The sequence below is a fragment of the Corallincola holothuriorum genome (assembly GCF_003336225.1).
Lineage (GTDB): Bacteria > Pseudomonadota > Gammaproteobacteria > Enterobacterales > Neiellaceae > Corallincola > Corallincola holothuriorum.
In genome coordinates, this window is sequence record NZ_QPID01000005.1 from 155,492 (window position 1) to 173,809 (window position 18,318).

18 protein-coding genes are annotated in these 18,318 nt (G+C 49.2%); 14 read left to right on the forward strand and 4 right to left on the reverse strand.

From position 1 onward, the window contains the following. Positions 1-77: 77 nt before the first annotated feature. Positions 78-437, forward strand: coding sequence for a hypothetical protein (locus DU002_RS09850; RefSeq protein WP_114338208.1), 360 nt, complete (start codon positions 78-80; stop codon positions 435-437). Positions 438-467: 30 nt separating this feature from the next. Here DU002_RS09850 and DU002_RS09855 read toward each other — a convergent pair whose 3' ends face one another. Beyond that, the gene (locus DU002_RS09855; RefSeq protein WP_114338209.1) at positions 468-1,565 is read right to left on the reverse strand and encodes an RDD family protein; all 1,098 of its coding nucleotides are present in this window, start codon (positions 1,563-1,565) and stop codon (positions 468-470) included. Between the two features lie 178 nt (positions 1,566-1,743). Between DU002_RS09855 and DU002_RS09860 the strand changes: the two genes are divergently transcribed. From DU002_RS09860 to DU002_RS09895, 8 genes are all read left to right on the forward strand, one after another. Then, positions 1,744-2,031 (forward strand): BufA1 family periplasmic bufferin-type metallophore, encoded by a 288-nt coding sequence (locus DU002_RS09860; RefSeq protein WP_114338210.1) that lies wholly within the window; start codon positions 1,744-1,746, stop codon positions 2,029-2,031. Then, positions 2,031-2,876, forward strand: a complete 846-nt coding sequence (locus tag DU002_RS09865; protein WP_114338211.1) for a DUF692 domain-containing protein — start codon at positions 2,031-2,033, stop codon at positions 2,874-2,876. The genes DU002_RS09860 and DU002_RS09865 overlap by 1 nt, the downstream gene beginning before the upstream one ends. After that, the gene (locus tag DU002_RS09870; protein ID WP_114338212.1) at positions 2,876-3,784 is read left to right on the forward strand and encodes an HvfC/BufC family peptide modification chaperone; all 909 of its coding nucleotides are present in this window, start codon (positions 2,876-2,878) and stop codon (positions 3,782-3,784) included. The genes DU002_RS09865 and DU002_RS09870 overlap by 1 nt, the downstream gene beginning before the upstream one ends. Beyond that, positions 3,768-4,247: an RNA polymerase sigma factor gene (locus tag DU002_RS09875; RefSeq protein WP_158538020.1), complete on the forward strand. Its 480-nt coding sequence runs from the start codon at positions 3,768-3,770 to the stop codon at positions 4,245-4,247. The genes DU002_RS09870 and DU002_RS09875 overlap by 17 nt, the downstream gene beginning before the upstream one ends. Further along, a complete protein-coding gene (locus DU002_RS09880; RefSeq protein ID WP_114338214.1) occupies positions 4,244-4,900 on the forward strand; it encodes a hypothetical protein in 657 nt (218 codons plus the stop codon). Before DU002_RS09875 ends, DU002_RS09880 begins: the two co-directional genes overlap by 4 nt. An 84-nt stretch (positions 4,901-4,984) precedes the next feature. Further along, positions 4,985-5,353: a YacL family protein gene (locus DU002_RS09885; RefSeq protein WP_114338215.1), complete on the forward strand. Its 369-nt coding sequence runs from the start codon at positions 4,985-4,987 to the stop codon at positions 5,351-5,353. Between the two features lie 243 nt (positions 5,354-5,596). After that, entirely contained in the window at positions 5,597-5,935 is a 339-nt protein-coding gene (gene glnK, locus DU002_RS09890; RefSeq protein WP_114338216.1) for a P-II family nitrogen regulator, read from the forward strand. 42 nt (positions 5,936-5,977) lie between these two features. Beyond that, complete coding sequence (locus DU002_RS09895; RefSeq protein ID WP_114338217.1) at positions 5,978-7,243, forward strand: ammonium transporter; 1,266 nt, start codon at positions 5,978-5,980, stop codon at positions 7,241-7,243. 172 nt (positions 7,244-7,415) lie between these two features. Here DU002_RS09895 and DU002_RS09900 read toward each other — a convergent pair whose 3' ends face one another. Next, positions 7,416-9,854 (reverse strand): EAL domain-containing protein, encoded by a 2,439-nt coding sequence (locus DU002_RS09900; protein WP_114338218.1) that lies wholly within the window; start codon positions 9,852-9,854, stop codon positions 7,416-7,418. A 341-nt stretch (positions 9,855-10,195) separates the two neighbouring features. Here DU002_RS09900 and DU002_RS09905 point away from each other — a divergent pair, with 341 nt between their 5' ends. From DU002_RS09905 to DU002_RS09920, 4 genes are all read left to right on the forward strand, one after another. After that, positions 10,196-12,172: a BCCT family transporter gene (locus DU002_RS09905; protein WP_114338219.1), complete on the forward strand. Its 1,977-nt coding sequence runs from the start codon at positions 10,196-10,198 to the stop codon at positions 12,170-12,172. Positions 12,173-12,261: 89 nt separating this feature from the next. Beyond that, positions 12,262-12,771, forward strand: coding sequence for a GNAT family N-acetyltransferase (locus DU002_RS09910; protein WP_114338220.1), 510 nt, complete (start codon positions 12,262-12,264; stop codon positions 12,769-12,771). Positions 12,772-12,884: 113 nt separating this feature from the next. Further along, positions 12,885-14,576: a gamma-glutamyltransferase gene (gene ggt / locus DU002_RS09915; protein ID WP_114338221.1), complete on the forward strand. Its 1,692-nt coding sequence runs from the start codon at positions 12,885-12,887 to the stop codon at positions 14,574-14,576. A gap of 77 nt (positions 14,577-14,653) precedes the next feature. Further along, positions 14,654-15,583: a TIGR01212 family radical SAM protein gene (locus tag DU002_RS09920; protein ID WP_114338222.1), complete on the forward strand. Its 930-nt coding sequence runs from the start codon at positions 14,654-14,656 to the stop codon at positions 15,581-15,583. 19 nt (positions 15,584-15,602) lie between these two features. On the opposite strand, the gene argR is transcribed toward DU002_RS09920, so the two are convergent. Continuing rightward, positions 15,603-16,070: a transcriptional regulator ArgR gene (gene argR, locus DU002_RS09925; protein ID WP_114338223.1), complete on the reverse strand. Its 468-nt coding sequence runs from the start codon at positions 16,068-16,070 to the stop codon at positions 15,603-15,605. A gap of 268 nt (positions 16,071-16,338) precedes the next feature. Between argR and mdh the strand changes: the two genes are divergently transcribed. Beyond that, complete coding sequence (gene mdh / locus DU002_RS09930; protein ID WP_114338224.1) at positions 16,339-17,268, forward strand: malate dehydrogenase; 930 nt, start codon at positions 16,339-16,341, stop codon at positions 17,266-17,268. 65 nt (positions 17,269-17,333) lie between these two features. Here the strand turns inward: mdh and ispB are convergent, their stop codons facing one another. Further along, complete coding sequence (ispB, locus tag DU002_RS09935; RefSeq protein ID WP_114338225.1) at positions 17,334-18,305, reverse strand: octaprenyl diphosphate synthase; 972 nt, start codon at positions 18,303-18,305, stop codon at positions 17,334-17,336. Positions 18,306-18,318 lie beyond the last annotated feature (13 nt).

Below are 18,318 nucleotides of genomic sequence, written 5' to 3' on the forward strand. Positions count from 1 at the left end.
CTACTTGCTTATAACTCGTTGACTTATTAGCGACTTGCTTAAATAATTAGTCACGAATGTTCATGGAGGGACTAGGGATGGCAAGTCTGAAATATAAAGCGAGTTGGGGTCTGTTTTGGCTGATTAATCTCTCTTCGCTGGGGGCCGGCTTATACCTTTCCCAGTTCGCCCAAAGCCTGACCGAAGGGCGGTTTGGTGCTCTTTCTGCTGTATTGCTCTCTATTCCCATTATTGGATGTTTTACTCTGCTTAGCCGCTGGTCGAAAAGCGATCAGCCGGATCCTGATGGTTCTAAACCCTACCATAAAACTACCGCAGCGATGATGGCCAACGCCCATGCCGAGAATGGCAGCAAATGGTCATGGCGCGACGATAAGCCGCTGCAAGTGATTGTCGTCGTCTCTTGTGCTTGGTTTGTATTGAGTTTTATTTTTTAGTTTTGGTGCGCGTTTTTGTTCGCGCCTTCTTTAAGACTCATCTGCTACCTCCGTTGAGGCCGTGATCTTTTTAGACTGATGAGTCGCGATCACTACGGTGGTAGAGATCTTATCTTGTATGGCCTGCCGATTCGGATCCCAGAATATTTGTATAAACCCCAGTAAGCCGGTGGCTAAGCCTGCACCGTAGCCGCCATAGCGACCGAAAGCATCCCATAGGGAGATCGGTGTATTATCCAGTTGCAGAACGCGGATCCTGAGTGCGCGTTTGCCTGGTGTTTGACCGTTCCACCAAGCGGTGAATAGGGTGAAGTAACAGGCGGCCCAGCCAAAGCCTAAACCAAGCTCCTCGAGCAGGGCGCGCAACCAAGCTAGGGGGCCTTGTGCTGTGGGAGTTGCCTCTTCAGCGAAGGGCGCAATAACAATAGGATCTTCAGATTCGAGCTGTTCTTCCTTTATGCCGCCCGTCTTTGTTGCTACCGCACTCTTTTCTTTCTCGGTGACGTCGGGTTGATTTGTCATACTGCCTTGCAAGGGTAAAGCTAAGGTAAGTAGTTGTTGTGATATGATTTTCTGTTCATCGGTGGAGAGCGGGGAATCTTCAAGTAACTGACTGATCAACTTTTTTGCTGCCGCCTTATTGGTTGTTTGTGATGCGATAAAGTGTGCGGTTTCTTGCAGGTGAGGTTGCCAACAAGCGCCGGTATCACAGCTCACGACACGGGCAAGTGTGACCACGCTGCTAATATTTTGCAGTGATGTTGTGACTTCGTTGACCTGTCCGTTTTCTTTATCGAAAAAGCTGATGATGCCAGCGATGGACGAGACCAGTATAACCAACGTAGCCAGTGTTTTTAGCAGCTTTCTCGTCACGCTTGAGAAAGGAGAGTCACTGAGCATACGCCAGAATATCCAGCCGAGAATAACCCCCATCAAATAGCCATTAAGCGTACTTAATAGCGCAATAACGATCAGATCTATCGTGAGGGCGAGGGCCCGTCGCCATGGTGCTGCCAGCGGCATACCTAACACTTCAAAGGGGATATGAAATGCGTAGGGCGTGATAATACGACGATCTTCCGCCCGCTGTTTTGCTTCTTGTGTGACGTCTGTAGCGGCTTCATTCACGCTCAGCTCCCTGACTCAATCCTGTGCTAGCGCTGAGAAAACGCACTGTTTTAATATTCTTTCATATCTTTTTTTCTACGCGGATTTAAAAAGGTTATCAAACTTCACGCAATCAAAATGCGTCCTGTCTCGTCTTTATCTGTGACATCAATACTATTGTTACTGACGGAGCAACCCTATGAGCAACTTGAATAAACTCAATACCACCCTGGCTGGCGTGATGGCCGCGACTTTCACTTTGGCGTCGGGTCAGGCGCTGGCAGTACCTGATCAGCCGAAGAATTGGGAGAAGTGTGCCGGTGTGGCGAAAAAAGGGATGAATGATTGTGGCGCACTGGATGGTAGTCATGGCTGTGCGGCGCAGGCCCCAGTGGATAACAGCCCAAATGAGTGGGTTTACGTGCCAGAAGGCACCTGTAAGAAAATTGGTGGCAGCGTGGCAAAAATTAAGCCGGCAAAAAGCTAATGTCTGGGCAAAAGGTTGGCGGCATTCCAGCCGCCTCTGCATCAATTAGCGTGCGAGAAGCGCATCTACTTGAGCTACTTGCCAGCGAGCCTTCATTGCCGTTTGTTGAAGTGCTTGCTGATAATTTTCTGGCGATGCGGGGAAGGCATTATCAATTGATTAGGCAGGTCGCCGAGCGTTATCCCGTGGTTTTGCACTGTGTCGGTATGTCCGTTGGTTCGACGCATGCGCCAGCTTCTGGTTATGTCCAACGCATTGCCGCGCTGGCACGGGATCTGAACGCCTGCGCAGTGTCTGATCATCTCAGCGTGAGTGCTGTGGCAGATGAATTTGTTCATGATCTTCTGCCAATTCAGTACCGTGAAGCATGCATACCAAGGCTGGTTAATCATATTCGACAGGTCCAGGAGCATCTGCCGGTGCCATTGCTACTGGAAAATATCTCCCGCTACCTGGCTTACCGCAGTGATGAAATATCTGAGGGGCAGTTGTTTGCCGAGCTCCACCGACAGACGGGCGTAGGTTTGCTGTTTGACGTCAATAACCTCTATGTCACTGCTCATAATTTACAGTGCGATGTGCGCCAGATGTTGAATGAGTACCCGATAGGTGCGGTGCAGCAGTATCATTTGGCGGGATATCAGGAGCGTCCCCCCTTGTTAGTGGATACCCATGGCTGCCCAGTGTCCCCGCCAGTGTGGGAACTGTATGCCCTTGCCTTAGCGCGGTTTGGAGCAAAGCCAACCATTATCGAATGGGATAACGATCTGCCACCGTTGGCAGAACTTTTGTCTACGGTAGCCAGAGCGCAGCGCCTAATGATGCCACTAGCGGGAGTGGCCTGATGCATCGAACTCATGATCAGAGTGAGCCACCGACGTCGCCGCAATGCTGTTATCAACAACGAGGGGCGGACGGCTTTGCTAGGCCACTGCTTGACGGTTTGAGCGCCGCAGACCCTAAGGCTGTTTCCGCTGCAGATGATTACCTGCAGGCGGCACTGCAGGTGTATCAGCAAAATCGCCTGGGGATCCTGCTGCGCACACTGTCTGCGACATATCCTCATACGCGCACTTTGTTGGGCAACACGCTGTTTACCCACATTTGTCACGCTTACCTGAAAGCCGTTGCCGTGACTTCGGTATTGACCGGCATTGGTGAAAGCTTTCCCCGCTGGTTACGGCAGCAACGGCAGGCGGACGCTCTGTTTGCTGATTACCCTTTTTTATTAGCTTTGCTGCGCTTTGAATGGGGATGTCATCAGGCGTATCACGCTTGGCAGCCTGAGGCGGTGGATCTGATTCAGTGTGACCGTTGGCTAGCGCTTAGCGCCGAGCAGTTAATGGCGGGGCAGACCAATTGCGAGCCGCCACCGCCCTGGCGTTTGCAACCCGCGCTGCAACTGGTGAGTTCACGTTACCCGATTGTTGATATATGTGAATGCTTGCAGTTGATAGCAGATGGTCAGGATGCCGAGCTAAAGATCGCACCGGGACAGCGTACCACTTGGCTGATATGGGCCGCACCAGATCAGACCGGCATTACGACGATAGACCGCTCTATGCTGCAGCTGCTGCGCTGGCTACAAGCGCCATGGCGTTGCAAACGCTGTGTCGCCCAGTTAACCGCGCAGTTCGCTTTGTTGCCGCAAGTGCTGCAATCAGGCTGGCTGGTAGCGAATTCGACTGATTCGGCGGCTAATGCGACTGATAGCAAACGGGATAAGGGGGCTCACCATGCAATTTCCTGCTGAGCTACTCAATCGTCTGTTCCGTTACGGTTATGCATTTACGCTGCAGCGCGACGGTGCTTTGGACTTGGTGCAACAGGCGTGTGAAAAGGTTCTGCGCAATCCGCCAGCTGATCCGCTGAAATTGGAAACCTACCTGAAAGTGACGTTACGAAATTTGTACTTAGATGGTTGGCGTAAACAGCAGCAGTACCCGCTTGAACTCTTCGCTGAGTCTGAACATGTGGTGGACTCAGAGCAAAGTGTGGAGCAAAGCTTTATCAATCAGCAACAGCTTGAGTTGCTGTTACCTCGCTTGTCGCCGCAGCAGCGTGAGGTGCTCTATTTATGGGCAGTAGAAGGGTACAGTACGTCAGAAATTGCCGCGCATCTTGATGAGCCCCGCGGCACGGTGTTGGCTCGGCTTAGCCGGATCCGCAGTCTATTGTCGGATCTGCCCCGCGATGCCTATGGAGTTCGTCCATGACAGATTCTCAATCTCGCCCATTTAAACAAGCTTGCCAAGACTATTTTGCTGCGGTGCAGCTTGATGAGCAGGAGCTAAAGCAGCTGCATAAGCGTTTTCAAAGTGTGCCTGAAGCTGTGTCCAACGCAACAGAGGCGCCTCAGCGACATCGCCAGGATAACAAAGAGCAGACGATCCAGTGGCGAATGTGGTTGGGCTTGGCAGCGACCCTTTGTGCGTTTGCTCTGGTGTTATGGCACAACTTGCCGATGCAAAGTACCACAGCACTCCATCTGGCACAGCTGATTGCCGATGAGGTGGTGGCAAATCACCGTAAGTTGAAACCATTGGAGGTTCAGGGGCAAGAGCTGAAGCTGGTTCGTGGCTATTTTCGCCAATTAACTTTTCAACCAATCGACAGCGCACAGTTGCAGCAGTGGCAACTGACCGGTGGACGCTACTGCTCTATTCAGGGAGTGGATGCTGCGCAGTTACGTTACACCGACAGCGAAGGAGGGTTAAGTACCTTGTATCAAATTGCGTTGCCGGCAGGGTGGGGGAAGGAACTGTTTGCAGAACGAGCTGCGCCTGTGGTTATGTTATACAGCGCGGGCTATCGTGTGCGTATCTGGCAGGAAAAAGGCCTCTTGTTAGCCCAAGTGACTGCCGACTAAGCGATGGCAGATCGGCATCGTCTATCCGGTTGTTTCGGGCTAAACTGAACAGGTGTTCTGCCAATAGATATATTAGACGTCATTATGGATTTTCAGTTTAGTCGTGATCCGATCACGCAACTCCCGATCGCTCGTTTGTCGATGGAACAGGAAGCGTTAGGGCAATGGCTCTCGGAAGAGGTAAGCACCGATCAGGTGCTCTTGGTTGAGATCATGCGCTATGCCGAACAGGTGAGAAGCCGAGCAATACCTCAATGGCAGTATGTCGGTCGTGAAGCGACCCTGTTATTGGAAGATGGAGCGGCTGAGCTCTTTCCAAATCGCAATGATGATGAACTTGAAGCAATCGAAGATCCGAGCTTAGAACTGTCCGACTGGAATGCTGTAACTAGTTGTGGTGTCGAGGATTTTATTCATTTATTACGCTCATGGCAGAGTTACTTGCTTGCTTAGGGTGCACCAATTCGGTGCTTTGCTGCTGGTGAAAATGTGATCACCTGTCGATATGCACGATTTTGGTGATCTCCTTGCACCTGTTTTGTTCTTTCTGTGAATTTTGTTTTTTCAATATTCCCCGTAAATTTATCTAATCCCTTGATGTGTCGTGCTTTTTTAAAGTTGGCACAGCCTTTGATAACACTCCTGTTACAAATAGCTTTAGCTAATTAAAACTTATCGTTCCTAGGGAGTGCAGCAATGAAACTAGTCAGTGCAATCATCAAGCCTTTTAAGCTAGATGATGTCCGGGAAGCCATCTCGGAGATCGGTGTAGAAGGTTTGACCGTGACTGAAGTAAAAGGCTTTGGTCGCCAAAAAGGTCACACCGAACTTTATCGGGGTGCCGAGTATCAGGTGGATTTTCTGCCGAAAGTTAAGTTAGAGATCGCCACCAGCGACGAGCAGGTAGAGCGTCTGGTTGAAGCCATCAGCAAAGCTGCTTACACCGGTAAGATCGGTGATGGCAAAATTTTTGTTTATGAGTTGCAACATGCCGTACGTATTCGTACCGGCGAAGCAGATGCTGACGCGCTATAACGTCCGGCAGACACTGAATTAAATGACTCGGGGGAGTTAATAATGCAAGACCAAATTTTTCAGTTGCAGTATGCAATGGACACCTTCTACTTCTTAGTGTGTGGTGCCCTGGTAATGTGGATGGCAGCGGGCTTCTCAATGTTAGAGGCTGGCTTGGTACGTTCTAAGAACACTACCGAAATTTTGACCAAGAACGTCGCACTGTTTGCGATCTCTTGTGTGATGTATCTCATTGTTGGTTACAGCATCATGTACGATGGCGGGATCTTCCTGTCTGGTATCGAAACTGTTGATGTAGCAGGTGTATTAGCAGAATCTGCAGAAGCCGGTTTTGACGGTGATTCCGTGTACTCTGGTGCTTCAGACTTCTTCTTCCAGGTGGTATTCGTAGCTACGGCAATGTCGATTGTCTCTGGTGCGGTTGCTGAGCGCATGAAGCTCTGGTCTTTCCTGGCTTTCTGTGTCGTGATGACTGGTTTCATCTACCCAATGGAAGGTGCTTGGACTTGGAACGGTGCTGACGTATTTGGCCTGTACAACCTAGGTGACCTTGGTTTCTCTGACTTCGCTGGTTCAGGTATCGTTCATATGGCCGGTGCTGCTGCTGCTTTGGCTGGTGTATTGCTGCTGGGTGCTCGTAAAGGTAAGTACGGTGCTAACGGTGAAATCAACGCTATCCCTGGTGCAAACCTGCCTTTGGCAACCTTAGGTACGTTCATCCTGTGGATGGGTTGGTTCGGCTTCAACGGCGGTTCTGTCCTTAAGCTTGGTGATGTTGCTAGCTCACACTCTGTTGCCATGGTATTCCTGAACACTAACGCAGCTGCGGCTGCAGGTGCTATCTCTGCACTGGTTCTGGCACGTATCTGGTTTAAGAAAGCTGATTTGACCATGTGTTTGAACGGTGCTTTGGCTGGTCTGGTCGCTATCACTGCTGAGCCATCTACACCGACTGCGCTGGAAGCGTCTATCTTCGGTGCGATTGCTGGTCTGATTGTGGTTGCTTCAATCATCACGCTTGACCGCTTGAAGATTGATGATCCAGTAGGTGCTATCTCTGTACACGGTGTAGTTGGTTTCTTCGGTCTGATTATCGTTCCAATCACTAACGGCGATGTGACTTTTTCTGGCCAGTTGATTGGTGCCCTGACTATCTTCACTTGGGTATTCGTATGTAGCTTGATTGTTTGGGGTGTGATTAAAGCAGTCATCGGTGTACGTGTTACCGAAGAAGAAGAGTTCGAAGGTGTTGATATGGCGGAGTGTGGTATGGAAGCATACCCAGAGTTCGGTACTATCAAGAAGTAACCTGCTAACAAATATAGCTAGTCCCTTATTTAACCCGGCCAATTGGCCGGGTTTTTTTGTTAGGTATTGGAGGCAATGATAACGGTGTTGTTGCTAGGTCTATCTCATTCTGTATATCTCAAGAATAAGTTAGCACACCTTAACAGTCGGTTCGTTGCCGACGGATGGGGTATTAAGCGAGGTATCTGATTACTTCGTCTTTAAATATGATCCCTTTGTAATGCTCGAAATCATCGATGACCACCCATGGAAAAGGCTTCTGTTTTTGAATGTTTTCTCGCAACGTGGACTCTTGAAAGTTAGACATCACTGTTTCAAACTTCACCCGCATCGCTTGGTGAGCGTGTTTATTTAAGTCATGAAGGTCTGCGGCTGTTTCTGCATCCGTGCCGACACGTGCTGAGATATGGAGGTTGAGTGTAGCGAGATCCACTATGCCCACACAGCGCTTTTCGTTAACAATAGGAACAGCCTCAACCTTGTCTTGTGCCATCAGTGCCATGATTTGAGCTAATGTAGCTTCAGGAGGAAGACTGGCAACGTGAGAGATCAAACTATGGAGTTCGTTTTTACTTGTGAGTTGGGAGAGTGTTTCGTCGCTACCTATGCGTTGCGCTACGGTATGTAGTTCCGACAGCGGCACTGGAGGGGAAAAGTAATAACCTTGCAAGTATTCTACTCCTAGCTCTTTAAGCAGTTTTACTTGCGCAAGTGTTTCTACTCCTTCTGCAATGACTTTAATTCTTAGCAATTGAGCAAGTTTCACTGACATGTGAACGATTTCGTAGTCTGAAGCACTACTAGTAATGTTCTCAACAAAGGACTTATCGATTTTAATAAAGCTAAAGTGGCTTTCCCGCAAATAAGAAAGTGATGAGTAGCCTGTACCAAAATCGTCAATGGCCACTTTAATCCCTTTTTCACGAAGCCGTTGAACATTCACGATGTGAGCTGTAGACGCACCAAAACAGGCGTTTTCTGTCAGCTCTACCGTGACTTGGGGGAAACTGACCTTCGCGTCAGTCACAGTCTTTATTAGATACTTTGTTATTACGTCTAGTGATGTTGTGGTGTTAAGCGATAGGTTAATGCCAATCGCAACATGCGCGCCAAATAGCTTTTGTAGTGCGGGCAGTGTTCTGATCGCCTTGTGCGCAACCTGTTGGTCTATATCGCTGATCTTATCCATCTCTTCTAGCAGGAAGATCATCTCTTGCGTGTCGAGCAGTTTTCCTTCGTCCCGAAACCGAGCCAAGGCTTCAAATTTTACCACTTGCCAGTCGCTTGTTGACACAATCGGTTGATAGAACACGTCAACAGTCTTGTCTGCGATCATTCTGATTAGCAGCTCCTTGTTATGTAGCTGCTGTAGTAATTTTTCGTGCAGCATTTCATCGTAGTAGCAGAGCTTCTTCCCTAGTTGCCCCGCTGGTTGATTCAAAGCGAGTTCTGCATGTTCCAATAGCTCTTGTTCGCTTTTTGCGTCGACGCCATACACTGAAATGCCAATATTGGTGTTGAAAAGCTTTATAAAAAGTTCTAGATCCAGCCTTTTTTTGACTGCGCTTAAATAGCCTCGGATGGTTTGAGCAATGTTGTGATCTTCTTTGAATATATCAAGCTGAAATAGCATGATGACGGCAAATCGATTATCTCCGATGTAACCCGCTTTCGCATAATTTGTCGCCTTAGATAAGGCGTCTGCGAGCAGTTTCTTTTCTTCGTTGAAGTTCTCTTCATCAAGATAAGGCTCAAAGACTAACAGCATGGTATTCCGGCCATCGGCGAGCGCATTTAATATCTTATGGATGTTGGCGAGAAAAGGTTCTTTGGTTGGTAGTTGAGTAACCAGGTCGATACCGCCTTGTTCAATGTCAACTTTTCCGAGTACTTGTTGCTGCAGAGGCTTCACTAACCCCAAATAGTAAGTTTGCTCGTTTAGTTCCAATCGCTGAATGGTGAGTTCTTGAGGATCCGTATCGCCATCTTTGCGTCGCGACAGTATTATCCCATGCCAGCTACCTGTGTCCGCAATTGATTGCCACATCTGTTGATAGAGCGTTTTGTCATGGCGTTTTGCATTAAATATATTGGTATTTTTTCCTATTAACTCCTCTTCTGAATAGCCGGAAAGAGATTGGAAAAAGTTGTTGCATATTAGAATGTTGCTGCGCGAATCGGTAATAATCACGCCGAAATGCGTATTCTCAAAGATGTGATGTAGTAGATCTGTCGCCTTGTGTTGGTTATCCAGATGTAGCAAGGGCGTTATCAGGCCAGAATAAAGACCTTTTTTTCGTTTGGTAATGGTGATTTGGACGAACGTGAACCCCATTGTTGGCAGGCGTATCGTTACATGGGCGGTATCGTTTTTCAGTGCTTTAAAATCAAGATCGAAAGCTTTGGTTAAGCGCTTTTTATCTAATAGCGTGAGCTTATCGAGTAGATCGTGAATACTATTAAACGCATACTCACGGCCAAAAATTTGTTTGGTTATTACAGGATCAACGAAGAAGGTGTCCTTGTTGAGATCCCAGGCCCAAGGAACACCTTGATTGTTGGTCGCTGTAATTGGGTTGCTCTTCGAGCCTGAGACTGTCGTTTCTGTCATTTGAACTTCCTGTCATGCTAGCCGCCCTTATGGGTTTGTTGCGTCTATTTGGCTGCTGAACTTTCCCTTTAGTCTTTAGTCTTTAGTCTAGACTAAAGACTATATTTGAAAATTAGAGCAATCTTACTTTAACGTTGATCTCTGTGATACCAAACGATTTTTCTCAGTGGCTTAGATTCTGCTAGCAGGTAGAAACCTACATTTTTCAACCGTGCTAGATACTTGCAAATCCTCACTTGGTTTAAGCCAAGCTCCTAGACGGCTCTCGTTGGGCTGCTAGACTTGGTTTGTCTGGCTGTTGTTGCATACCGCCTCTGAATCATCTGCTTGCGAGGGAAATAATGTCTGACTCTTCGAGTCCCTTTAAACTAAAAGCCAAGATCAACCCCCCTGTTTTTTATAGCGCAACCCTATTGGTTTTTCTTATCGTGGTTAGCGCTGTGTTGATGCCGGAAAAATTCAACAAACTCTCCACTGACATGCAAGCGTCCATTGTGACTAATGTCAGTTGGTTTTATGTTGCGGCGGTGGCGATCATCCTTATGACGGTTGCGTATCTAGGGATAAGTCGGCTCGGCGATATCAAGTTGGGGCCGGATCACTCGGCACCGGATTTCAGCAATGGTTCTTGGTTTGCCATGCTTTTTTCTGCCGGTATGGGTATCGGCTTGATGTTTTTTGGCGTTGCTGAACCGGTAATGCATTACTTGTCCCCCCCTACGGGTGACCCTGGTAGCGTGGAAGCGGCACGGGAAGCGATGAAGCTGACCTTTTTCCATTGGGGGCTTCACGCTTGGGGGATCTACGCCATGGTAGCGTTGATCCTCGCGTATTTTGGTTATCGTCATGGTTTGCCGCTTACCTTGCGCTCCGCTTTGTATCCGCTGATTGGCGATAAAATTTATGGCCCGATCGGTCATGCCGTGGATGTGTTTGCCATTCTGGGCACCGTGTTTGGTGTGGCAACGTCATTAGGTTATGGCGTGTTGCAGGTTAATTCTGGTTTGAACTACCTGTTTGCTCTGCCAGTGAACGAAACGGTACAAGTGGTGCTTATCGTCGTTATTTCTGGGTTGGCGGCGATCTCAGTGGCGACCGGACTGGATAAAGGGATCCGCATTTTGTCGGAGATTAACCTGCTATTGGCCGTTGCCTTAGTTGGGTTGGTGTTGCTGTTGGGGCCGACGGTGCTGCTACTACAGATGTTTCTACAAAATACCGGCGGTTACCTCTCTGATATCGTCAATAAGACCTTCAATCTGTTTGCCTATCAACCCACCGATTGGCTGGGCGGATGGACACTGCTGTATTGGGGCTGGTGGCTTTCCTGGTCGCCATTTGTGGGGATGTTTATCGCCCGCATCTCCCGTGGTCGCACCATCCGTGAATTTGTGATTGGCGTACTTTTTGTACCGACCGGTTTCACCTTTTTATGGATGACGGTGTTCGGGAATACCTCCATCGATATGATGTTGCAAGGCACCGGTGATGAGCTGGCAGCCGTGGTCAATCAGGATGTGTCATTGGCGTTGTTCAAGTTTCTTGAAGCATTTCCTATGTCATCGTTCTTATCAGTGATCGCTATCATCATGGTGGTGGTGTTTTTTGTTACCTCCTCTGATTCTGGCTCCATGGTGGTTGATATGTTGGCGTCAGGCGGTACGGACAAAACCCCAGTTTGGCAGCGGGTTTTTTGGGCTTCGATGGAGGGGGTAGTGGCGATCGCCTTGCTGCTAGCTGGCGGACTCGGTGCTTTGCAAACGGCGACGATTGCCAGTGCCTTACCATTTTGTATTGTGCTTTTGATCTCTGCTTATGGCTTGTTGAAGGCGTTGCGTATTGATGCGACGAAGCGGGTCAGTTTAGATCAAGTGATCCATCCACCAAGGGTCGACAGCAGCCTGGTAGGTTGGGAGCGCAGGTTGAAGAATTTAGTGCTGTTGCCGCGGCGAAAAAATGTCGGTCAGTTTATTGCCGATGTGGTGATCCCTGCGATGGAGTCGGTAGCCACTGAACTGGAAAAGCATAGTGTGGATACGCGATTTGCGGTTGATGAAGACAGCCTGAGTGCTCGCTTTGAGGTGTTCCATGGTGATGAACAGGATTTTCTTTATCGGGTGCGGCCTAAAGCGTATCTGCAGCCCAGTTTCTTGGTCGAAGAAGATGATGATGAAGCGCGTAAGTACTTCCGTGCCGAGGTTTTTCTGTTGGAAGGTGGGCAGGACTACGACATCATGGGGTGGAGTAAAGAGCAGGTGATCAGCGACATGATTGATCAGTATGAAAAACATATGCACTTTTTGCATCAGGTGCGCTGATCTCATGAGCATCTTGAAGGCCGCTTTTTGCGGCCTTTTTTATGTCTACTATCTAAGGTGGCGTATGGCTGTTTTTTTAATGAGGTTCTATGGAAGTCACGATTAGAAGTGCTGAAAAGTCTGATGTTGCAGGGATCAAAGGGATCTATGCTCAACCCCATGCATACTCGGGCACACTGCAGCTTCCTTATCCCTCAGAGGCACTGTGGCAATCACGTTTCGATAACGCTTCTGCGGATTACCATAACTTGGTGGCGATCACTAACGGCAAGGTGATCGGTCAACTTGGTTTGATGGTATCAACGCGGCCTCGGCGTAAGCATGTCGCTGGTTTTGGTATGGCGGTGTGTGCCTCCGTCTTAGGTCAAGGCGTTGCGACGCGATTGTTGGAAAGCGCGCTGCATATGTGTGATAACTGGCTCAATATCGAACGTGTTGAATTAGAAGTGTTTACTGATAACAAAGCAGCAATCGCTTTATACCGAAAGTTTGGTTTTGTTATCGAAGGAGAGCACGTTAGTTCGGCATTTAAAAATGGCGTCTATGCTGATGTGTATAGCATGGCTAGGCTACGTGCAGCCGTTGTCGTTAAGCCTTAACATCGATAGGTAGCTGGTTATATGCATCGATTGCTAGCTTACCTAGGTGATTTGCACCTGACTTCCTGCTAAGTGATACTGGCGGTTAATCAATCGCTTATGGAGTCGTTTCGATGCGCTGCTGGCTACTGTCTCTGATCCTATTAACTGCTTTTCCCACGATAGCTTACGACCGTATCACCGGTGCACACTTCGCCAGTCGCTCTGAAGTGATCGCGCAACATGGTATGGCGGCAACCAGTCAACCATTGGCTACTCAGGTGGCGTTGGACATACTTAAAAAGGGGGGCAGTGCGGTTGATGCTGCCATTGCCGCCAATGCGATGCTTGGTCTGGTTGAGCCGACGGGTAGCGGTATTGGCGGCGATCTGTTCGCTATTGTCTGGGATGCAAAAACGCAGCAGTTATATGGTCTAAACGCATCAGGGCGTTCGCCTAAGTCTCTTACTTTGGCACACCTGCACTCCTTGGGGCTCGACTATTTACCACCTTATGGGCCGTTACCTGTATCCGTACCGGGGGCGGTGGATGGTTGGTTTGAATTACACGGCAAGTTCGGCAAGTTGCCGATGACCAAGTTGCTGCAACCCGCGATTGATTATGCTGAACAAGGATTTCCTGTGAGTGAGTTGGTGGCTTACTACATGCAGCGTAGTGCGCCACGTTTGTCTGAGTATCCCGGCTTTGCTCAAGTTTTTATGCCGAATGGCAAAATGCCAGCCAAGGGGGAACTGTTTAAAAACCCGGCGCTGGCAAGTACTTATCGCCAAGTTGCCCAAGGTGGACGCGACGCTTTTTATAAAGGGGATATTGCGGTCAGTATTGCCGCTTTTATGAAACAACATGGTGGTTTTCTGAGTTATGAAGATCTCGCCTCCCATACCTCTGAGTGGATTAAGCCTGTCTCCACTAATTATCGAGGTTACGATGTGTGGGAGTTACCCCCGAATGGCCAAGGGATAGCGGCACTGCAAATTCTCAATATTTTGGAGCCATACGATATAGCCGCCATGGGGTTGGATAGTCCGGAGTATGTGCATCTGTTTGTTGAAGCAAAGAAGCTCGCATTTGAAGATCGCGCCAAGTATTACGCCGATCCCGCGTTTAATCAGATCCCCGTGGCCGGTCTGATCGCAAAATCTTATGCCAATGAACGAGCAAAACTGATTAATCCGCGACGCGCCAGTCAGCGCTTGGATGCTGGCAACCCAGCGCTGTACCACGGCGATACTATCTACCTGACCACCGCAGACAAAGATGGCAACATGGTGTCGTTGATCCAAAGTAACTACCGCGGCATGGGCTCGGGGATGACAACGCCTGAGCTCGGCTTTGTACTGCAAGATCGCGGTCAGTTGTTTAGTCTGCAGGAAGGGCATTTTAATAGTTACGCGCCTGGCAAACGCCCGTTTCATACTATTATTCCTGCCTTTGTGACCAAAGAGGGCAAGCCTTGGCTCAGTTATGGTGTGATGGGCGGCGCAACTCAGCCACAGATGCATGCGCAGATCCTGGTCAATATGATCGATTTTGGTATGAATCTACAGGAGGCGGGGGATGCGCCACGTATTTTGCATACCGGCTCCAGTCAGCCCACAGGCGAACAGATGACAGATGGCGGGCATGTTAGTTTGGAGAACGGTTTTTCTGCTGGTACTCGCCGTACACTGCTGCAGATGGGGCATACCTTAAAAGAGGAGTCAGGTCCTTACGGTGGCTATCAGGCGATCATGCGCGATCTTGCAACCGGCGTTTACTACGGTGCTTCCGAAAGTCGCAAGGATGGGCAGGCAGCAGGCTACTGATCTCGGTTGATGATTTAGCCTGTAGGTTTGATCCTAAACAGTACAACTTCCTTGGCGGCGCCTACAATGGCGCCGCTATGCAGCATACTCCTCAACTTTTTCACAGCTTTGGTTACTATCTAAAGCAGCAGTTTGGTCGCAAGATCCGCAAGCTGTCACTGCACGGTGATTTTAGCTGCCCCAATCGCGATGGCACCCTTGGCCGAGGGGGCTGTACTTTCTGTAATGTCGCTTCTTTTGTCGATGAAACAGCCCGTGCAGCACCTATCTCTCAACAGTTACAGCTGCGCGAGCAAGAATTAAAGCGTAAAGCGGATGCTTATTTGGCGTATTTTCAGGCGTACACCAGTACCTATGGTGAGCAGGTTCAACTGCAAAAGCTGTATGATCAGGCGCTGGCGGCGAAAGATATTGTTGGATTGTGTGTCGGTACCCGTCCTGATTGTGTGCCCGATGGTGTGCTCAGGATGTTGGCGGAGTATCAGGCTCAAGGTCAAGAGATCTGGCTGGAGCTGGGGTTGCAAACGGCGAATGATCAAACCCTGAAGCGAATTAATCGTGGCCACGACTTTGCTGCCTACCAAGATGCTGTCACACGAGCCAAACATTATGGACTAAAAGTATGCACTCACCTTATTGTCGGTTTGCCAGGTGAAGATCAGCAAGATGCTTTGCAGACCTTGGATAAAGTGCTGACGGTAGGAGTGGATGGTCTAAAGCTGCATCCATTGCACATTGTTGAGGGGAGCGTGATGGCGAAAGCGTGGCGTGCTGACCGCTTGGCAACGATTAGTCTAGAAAGCTATGCAGAAACAGCAGCGAAGATGATCCAAGCGACCCCTGCGCAGGTGGTCTTCCATCGGGTGTCGGCTCACGCCCGTCCGCCCACTTTACTGGCGCCTGATTGGTGTGCGGATCGTTGGCTAGGGCCGCAAGCTATTGAAGCAATATTGGCAGCGGAAGGGGGGCAGGGAAGCGCAACGGCAGCCCCTTTTCGTGCTGCCTGAGTCGATTTAATGCACTGAGTTAGCTGGAAAAAGCGAACAGAGATTTGACGGCGCTGACCGTTTTGCTTATCTCTTTCACGTTGGTTGGCGTAATGAAAATAGTGTCATCGCCGGCGATGGTGCCGAGTATCCCTTCCGCTTTGCCTAATGAATCTAATAGTCGGGCAATCAGCTGAGCAGCCCCAGGACTGGTACGGATAACGATAGCGACTTCGTTGTTGTCGATATCTAAAACCAGGTTTTTAAGCTGACTAGAAGTGGTTGGAACGCCGAGTTCGATAGGTAGGCAGTACACCATCTCTTGTTTGGCATTACGTGTTCTTACTGCGCCAAACTTGCTTAACATGCGGGAAACTTTCGACTGGTTGATATTGATAAAGCCTTGCGTTTGCAGCGCTTTAACTATCTCCCCTTGAGAGCCGAAACACTCTTCCTTCAACAGGTTCTTGAACGAGCGGACCAAGTCTTCCTGCTTACCGTAATTCATGTCGTCGAAAGGTTATCTTCTGAAAAAGTTATGCAGTCATTCTGCATAAAATTGCAATATCCTGCAAGCTGCCCGTATCACAGCGGGGCAATTATTTTGGCACTAATGGTTTACGCTTGTCGCGCACTATCTGTTACGGGTTCAATCCGTGATCTGAGTTGTGTGACATTGATTGTATTTATCCCCTCCTTGGATTAATGTTTTTGCAGCCCTGTACTGGGTTGGAAAGCTATGTCTCCTAAGATTCTCCACAAGAAGGGAACCCCACATGAAAGTCGCTGTATTAGGTGCTGCTGGTGGAATCGGCCAAGCACTGTCGCTGTTATTAAAAACTCAATTACCTGCAGGCTCTGAATTAGCGTTGTTTGATATTGCACCAGTAACGCCAGGTGTTGCTAAAGATCTCAGCCATATCCCAACACAGGTAGCGATTGAAGGTTACGGTCAGGATGGCCTCAATGATGCTCTGAAAGGTGCAGATATTGTGATGATCCCTGCCGGTGTGCCGCGCAAGCCGGGCATGGATCGCGCCGATCTGTTTAACTTCAATGCCGGTATCGTTAAGAACCTGGTTGAAGCGATTGCCGAGCAGTGCCCTAAGGCTTGCATCGGTATTATCACTAACCCAGTGAATACCACGGTTGCTATTGCTGCCGAAGTACTAAAGAAAGCTGGTGTTTACGATCCGAAGAAACTGTTTGGTGTAACAACGCTGGATGTTATTCGCGCCGAAGCTTTTATTGCTGAAGCCAAAGGGTTAAACCCGGAAGAAGTGAACATCAATGTTATTGGCGGTCACAGCGGTGTCACCATTCTGCCTCTGTTGTCGCAGTTGGGCTTGGATTTCTCAGACGAAGAGATTGCCGCCTTGACTGATCGAATTCAGAACGCTGGTACTGAAGTCGTTGAAGCCAAAGCTGGTGGTGGCTCTGCTACCTTGTCTATGGGACAAGCAGCAGCACGCTTCTGCCTGTCTCTGGTGAAAGCGATGCAGGGTGAACCTGTGATTGAATGTGCTTATGTTGAAGGCCCTGGTGAACATACCAAGTTCTTTGCTCAGCCGGTTAAACTGGGTGCCGAAGGCATTGAAACTGTATTGCCATACGGTGACGTTAGCCCGTTTGAACAAGCGGCGCTGGAAGGCATGATGGATACGCTGCAAGGTGATATCCAGAAAGGCATTGAGTTTGCTGGCTAAGCCAGACGACAATAAGTAAAAAGGCGCCTGAAGGCGCCTTTTTTAATACTTGTTTGTTGAGCAGATTAGTGATCCCGTTGTACGGCAATACGTGCCAGCGCGATCAGTGCGCTTTTGTATTCGCTATCGGCGAGGAAATCCAGTGCCTTTACCGCTTTCATCGCTTCCTCGTCGGCCCGTAGACGGGTATAAGCAAAGGCATCGGTTGATTCAATGGCTGCGACAATATTCGGTAATTGCTCTACTTCGGCACCATGTTCGATGGCATGACGAATGATCTTCTGTTGTGCTTCAGTACCGACTTGCATGGCGCGGATCAGCGGCAGGGTCGGTTTACCTTCTGCTAGGTCATCTCCTAGATTTTTACCTAGGGCATCGGCGTCAGCGGTGTAATCGAGGAGATCATCAATCAGTTGGAACGCAGTGCCTAAATAACGGCCATAGTCCGCCATTGCCTGCTTATTGCTCTCCGATTCGCCAGCCAGCTCTGCCGCCAAGTGAGTCGCGGCTTCAAATAATTTAGCGGTTTTGCAGTAGATCACTTCCATGTAGCGCGCTTCATCGGTATCGGGATCGTTGCAGTTCATCAACTGCATCACTTCACCTTCTGCGATCACATTGGTGGCATCAGCGAGAACCTGCATAACGCGCATTGAGTCCAGCGTCACCATCATTTGAAATGCCCGGGTATAGAGAAAGTCACCGACTAGCACACTCGCCTGATCGCCGAACATGGCGTTAGCGGTCTTACGGCCACGGCGCATGGTTGATTCGTCAACCACATCATCGTGGAGCAGGGTGGCAGTATGGATGAACTCTATGATTGCAGCGAGGGTTTGGTGTTGTGTGCCATCATAGCCAACCGCGCGTGCGGCAAGGGTGGTTAGCAAAGGACGTAGCCGCTTGCCGCCACTATTGACGATGTAAAAGCCAAGTTGATTGATCAACGCCACGTCAGAGCTGAGCTGCTCCATAATTGCATGGTTTACTTGCTGCATATCGTCTTCGGCAAGTAACCGAATTTGCTCGAGATTCATGTCGCTCCTGAGA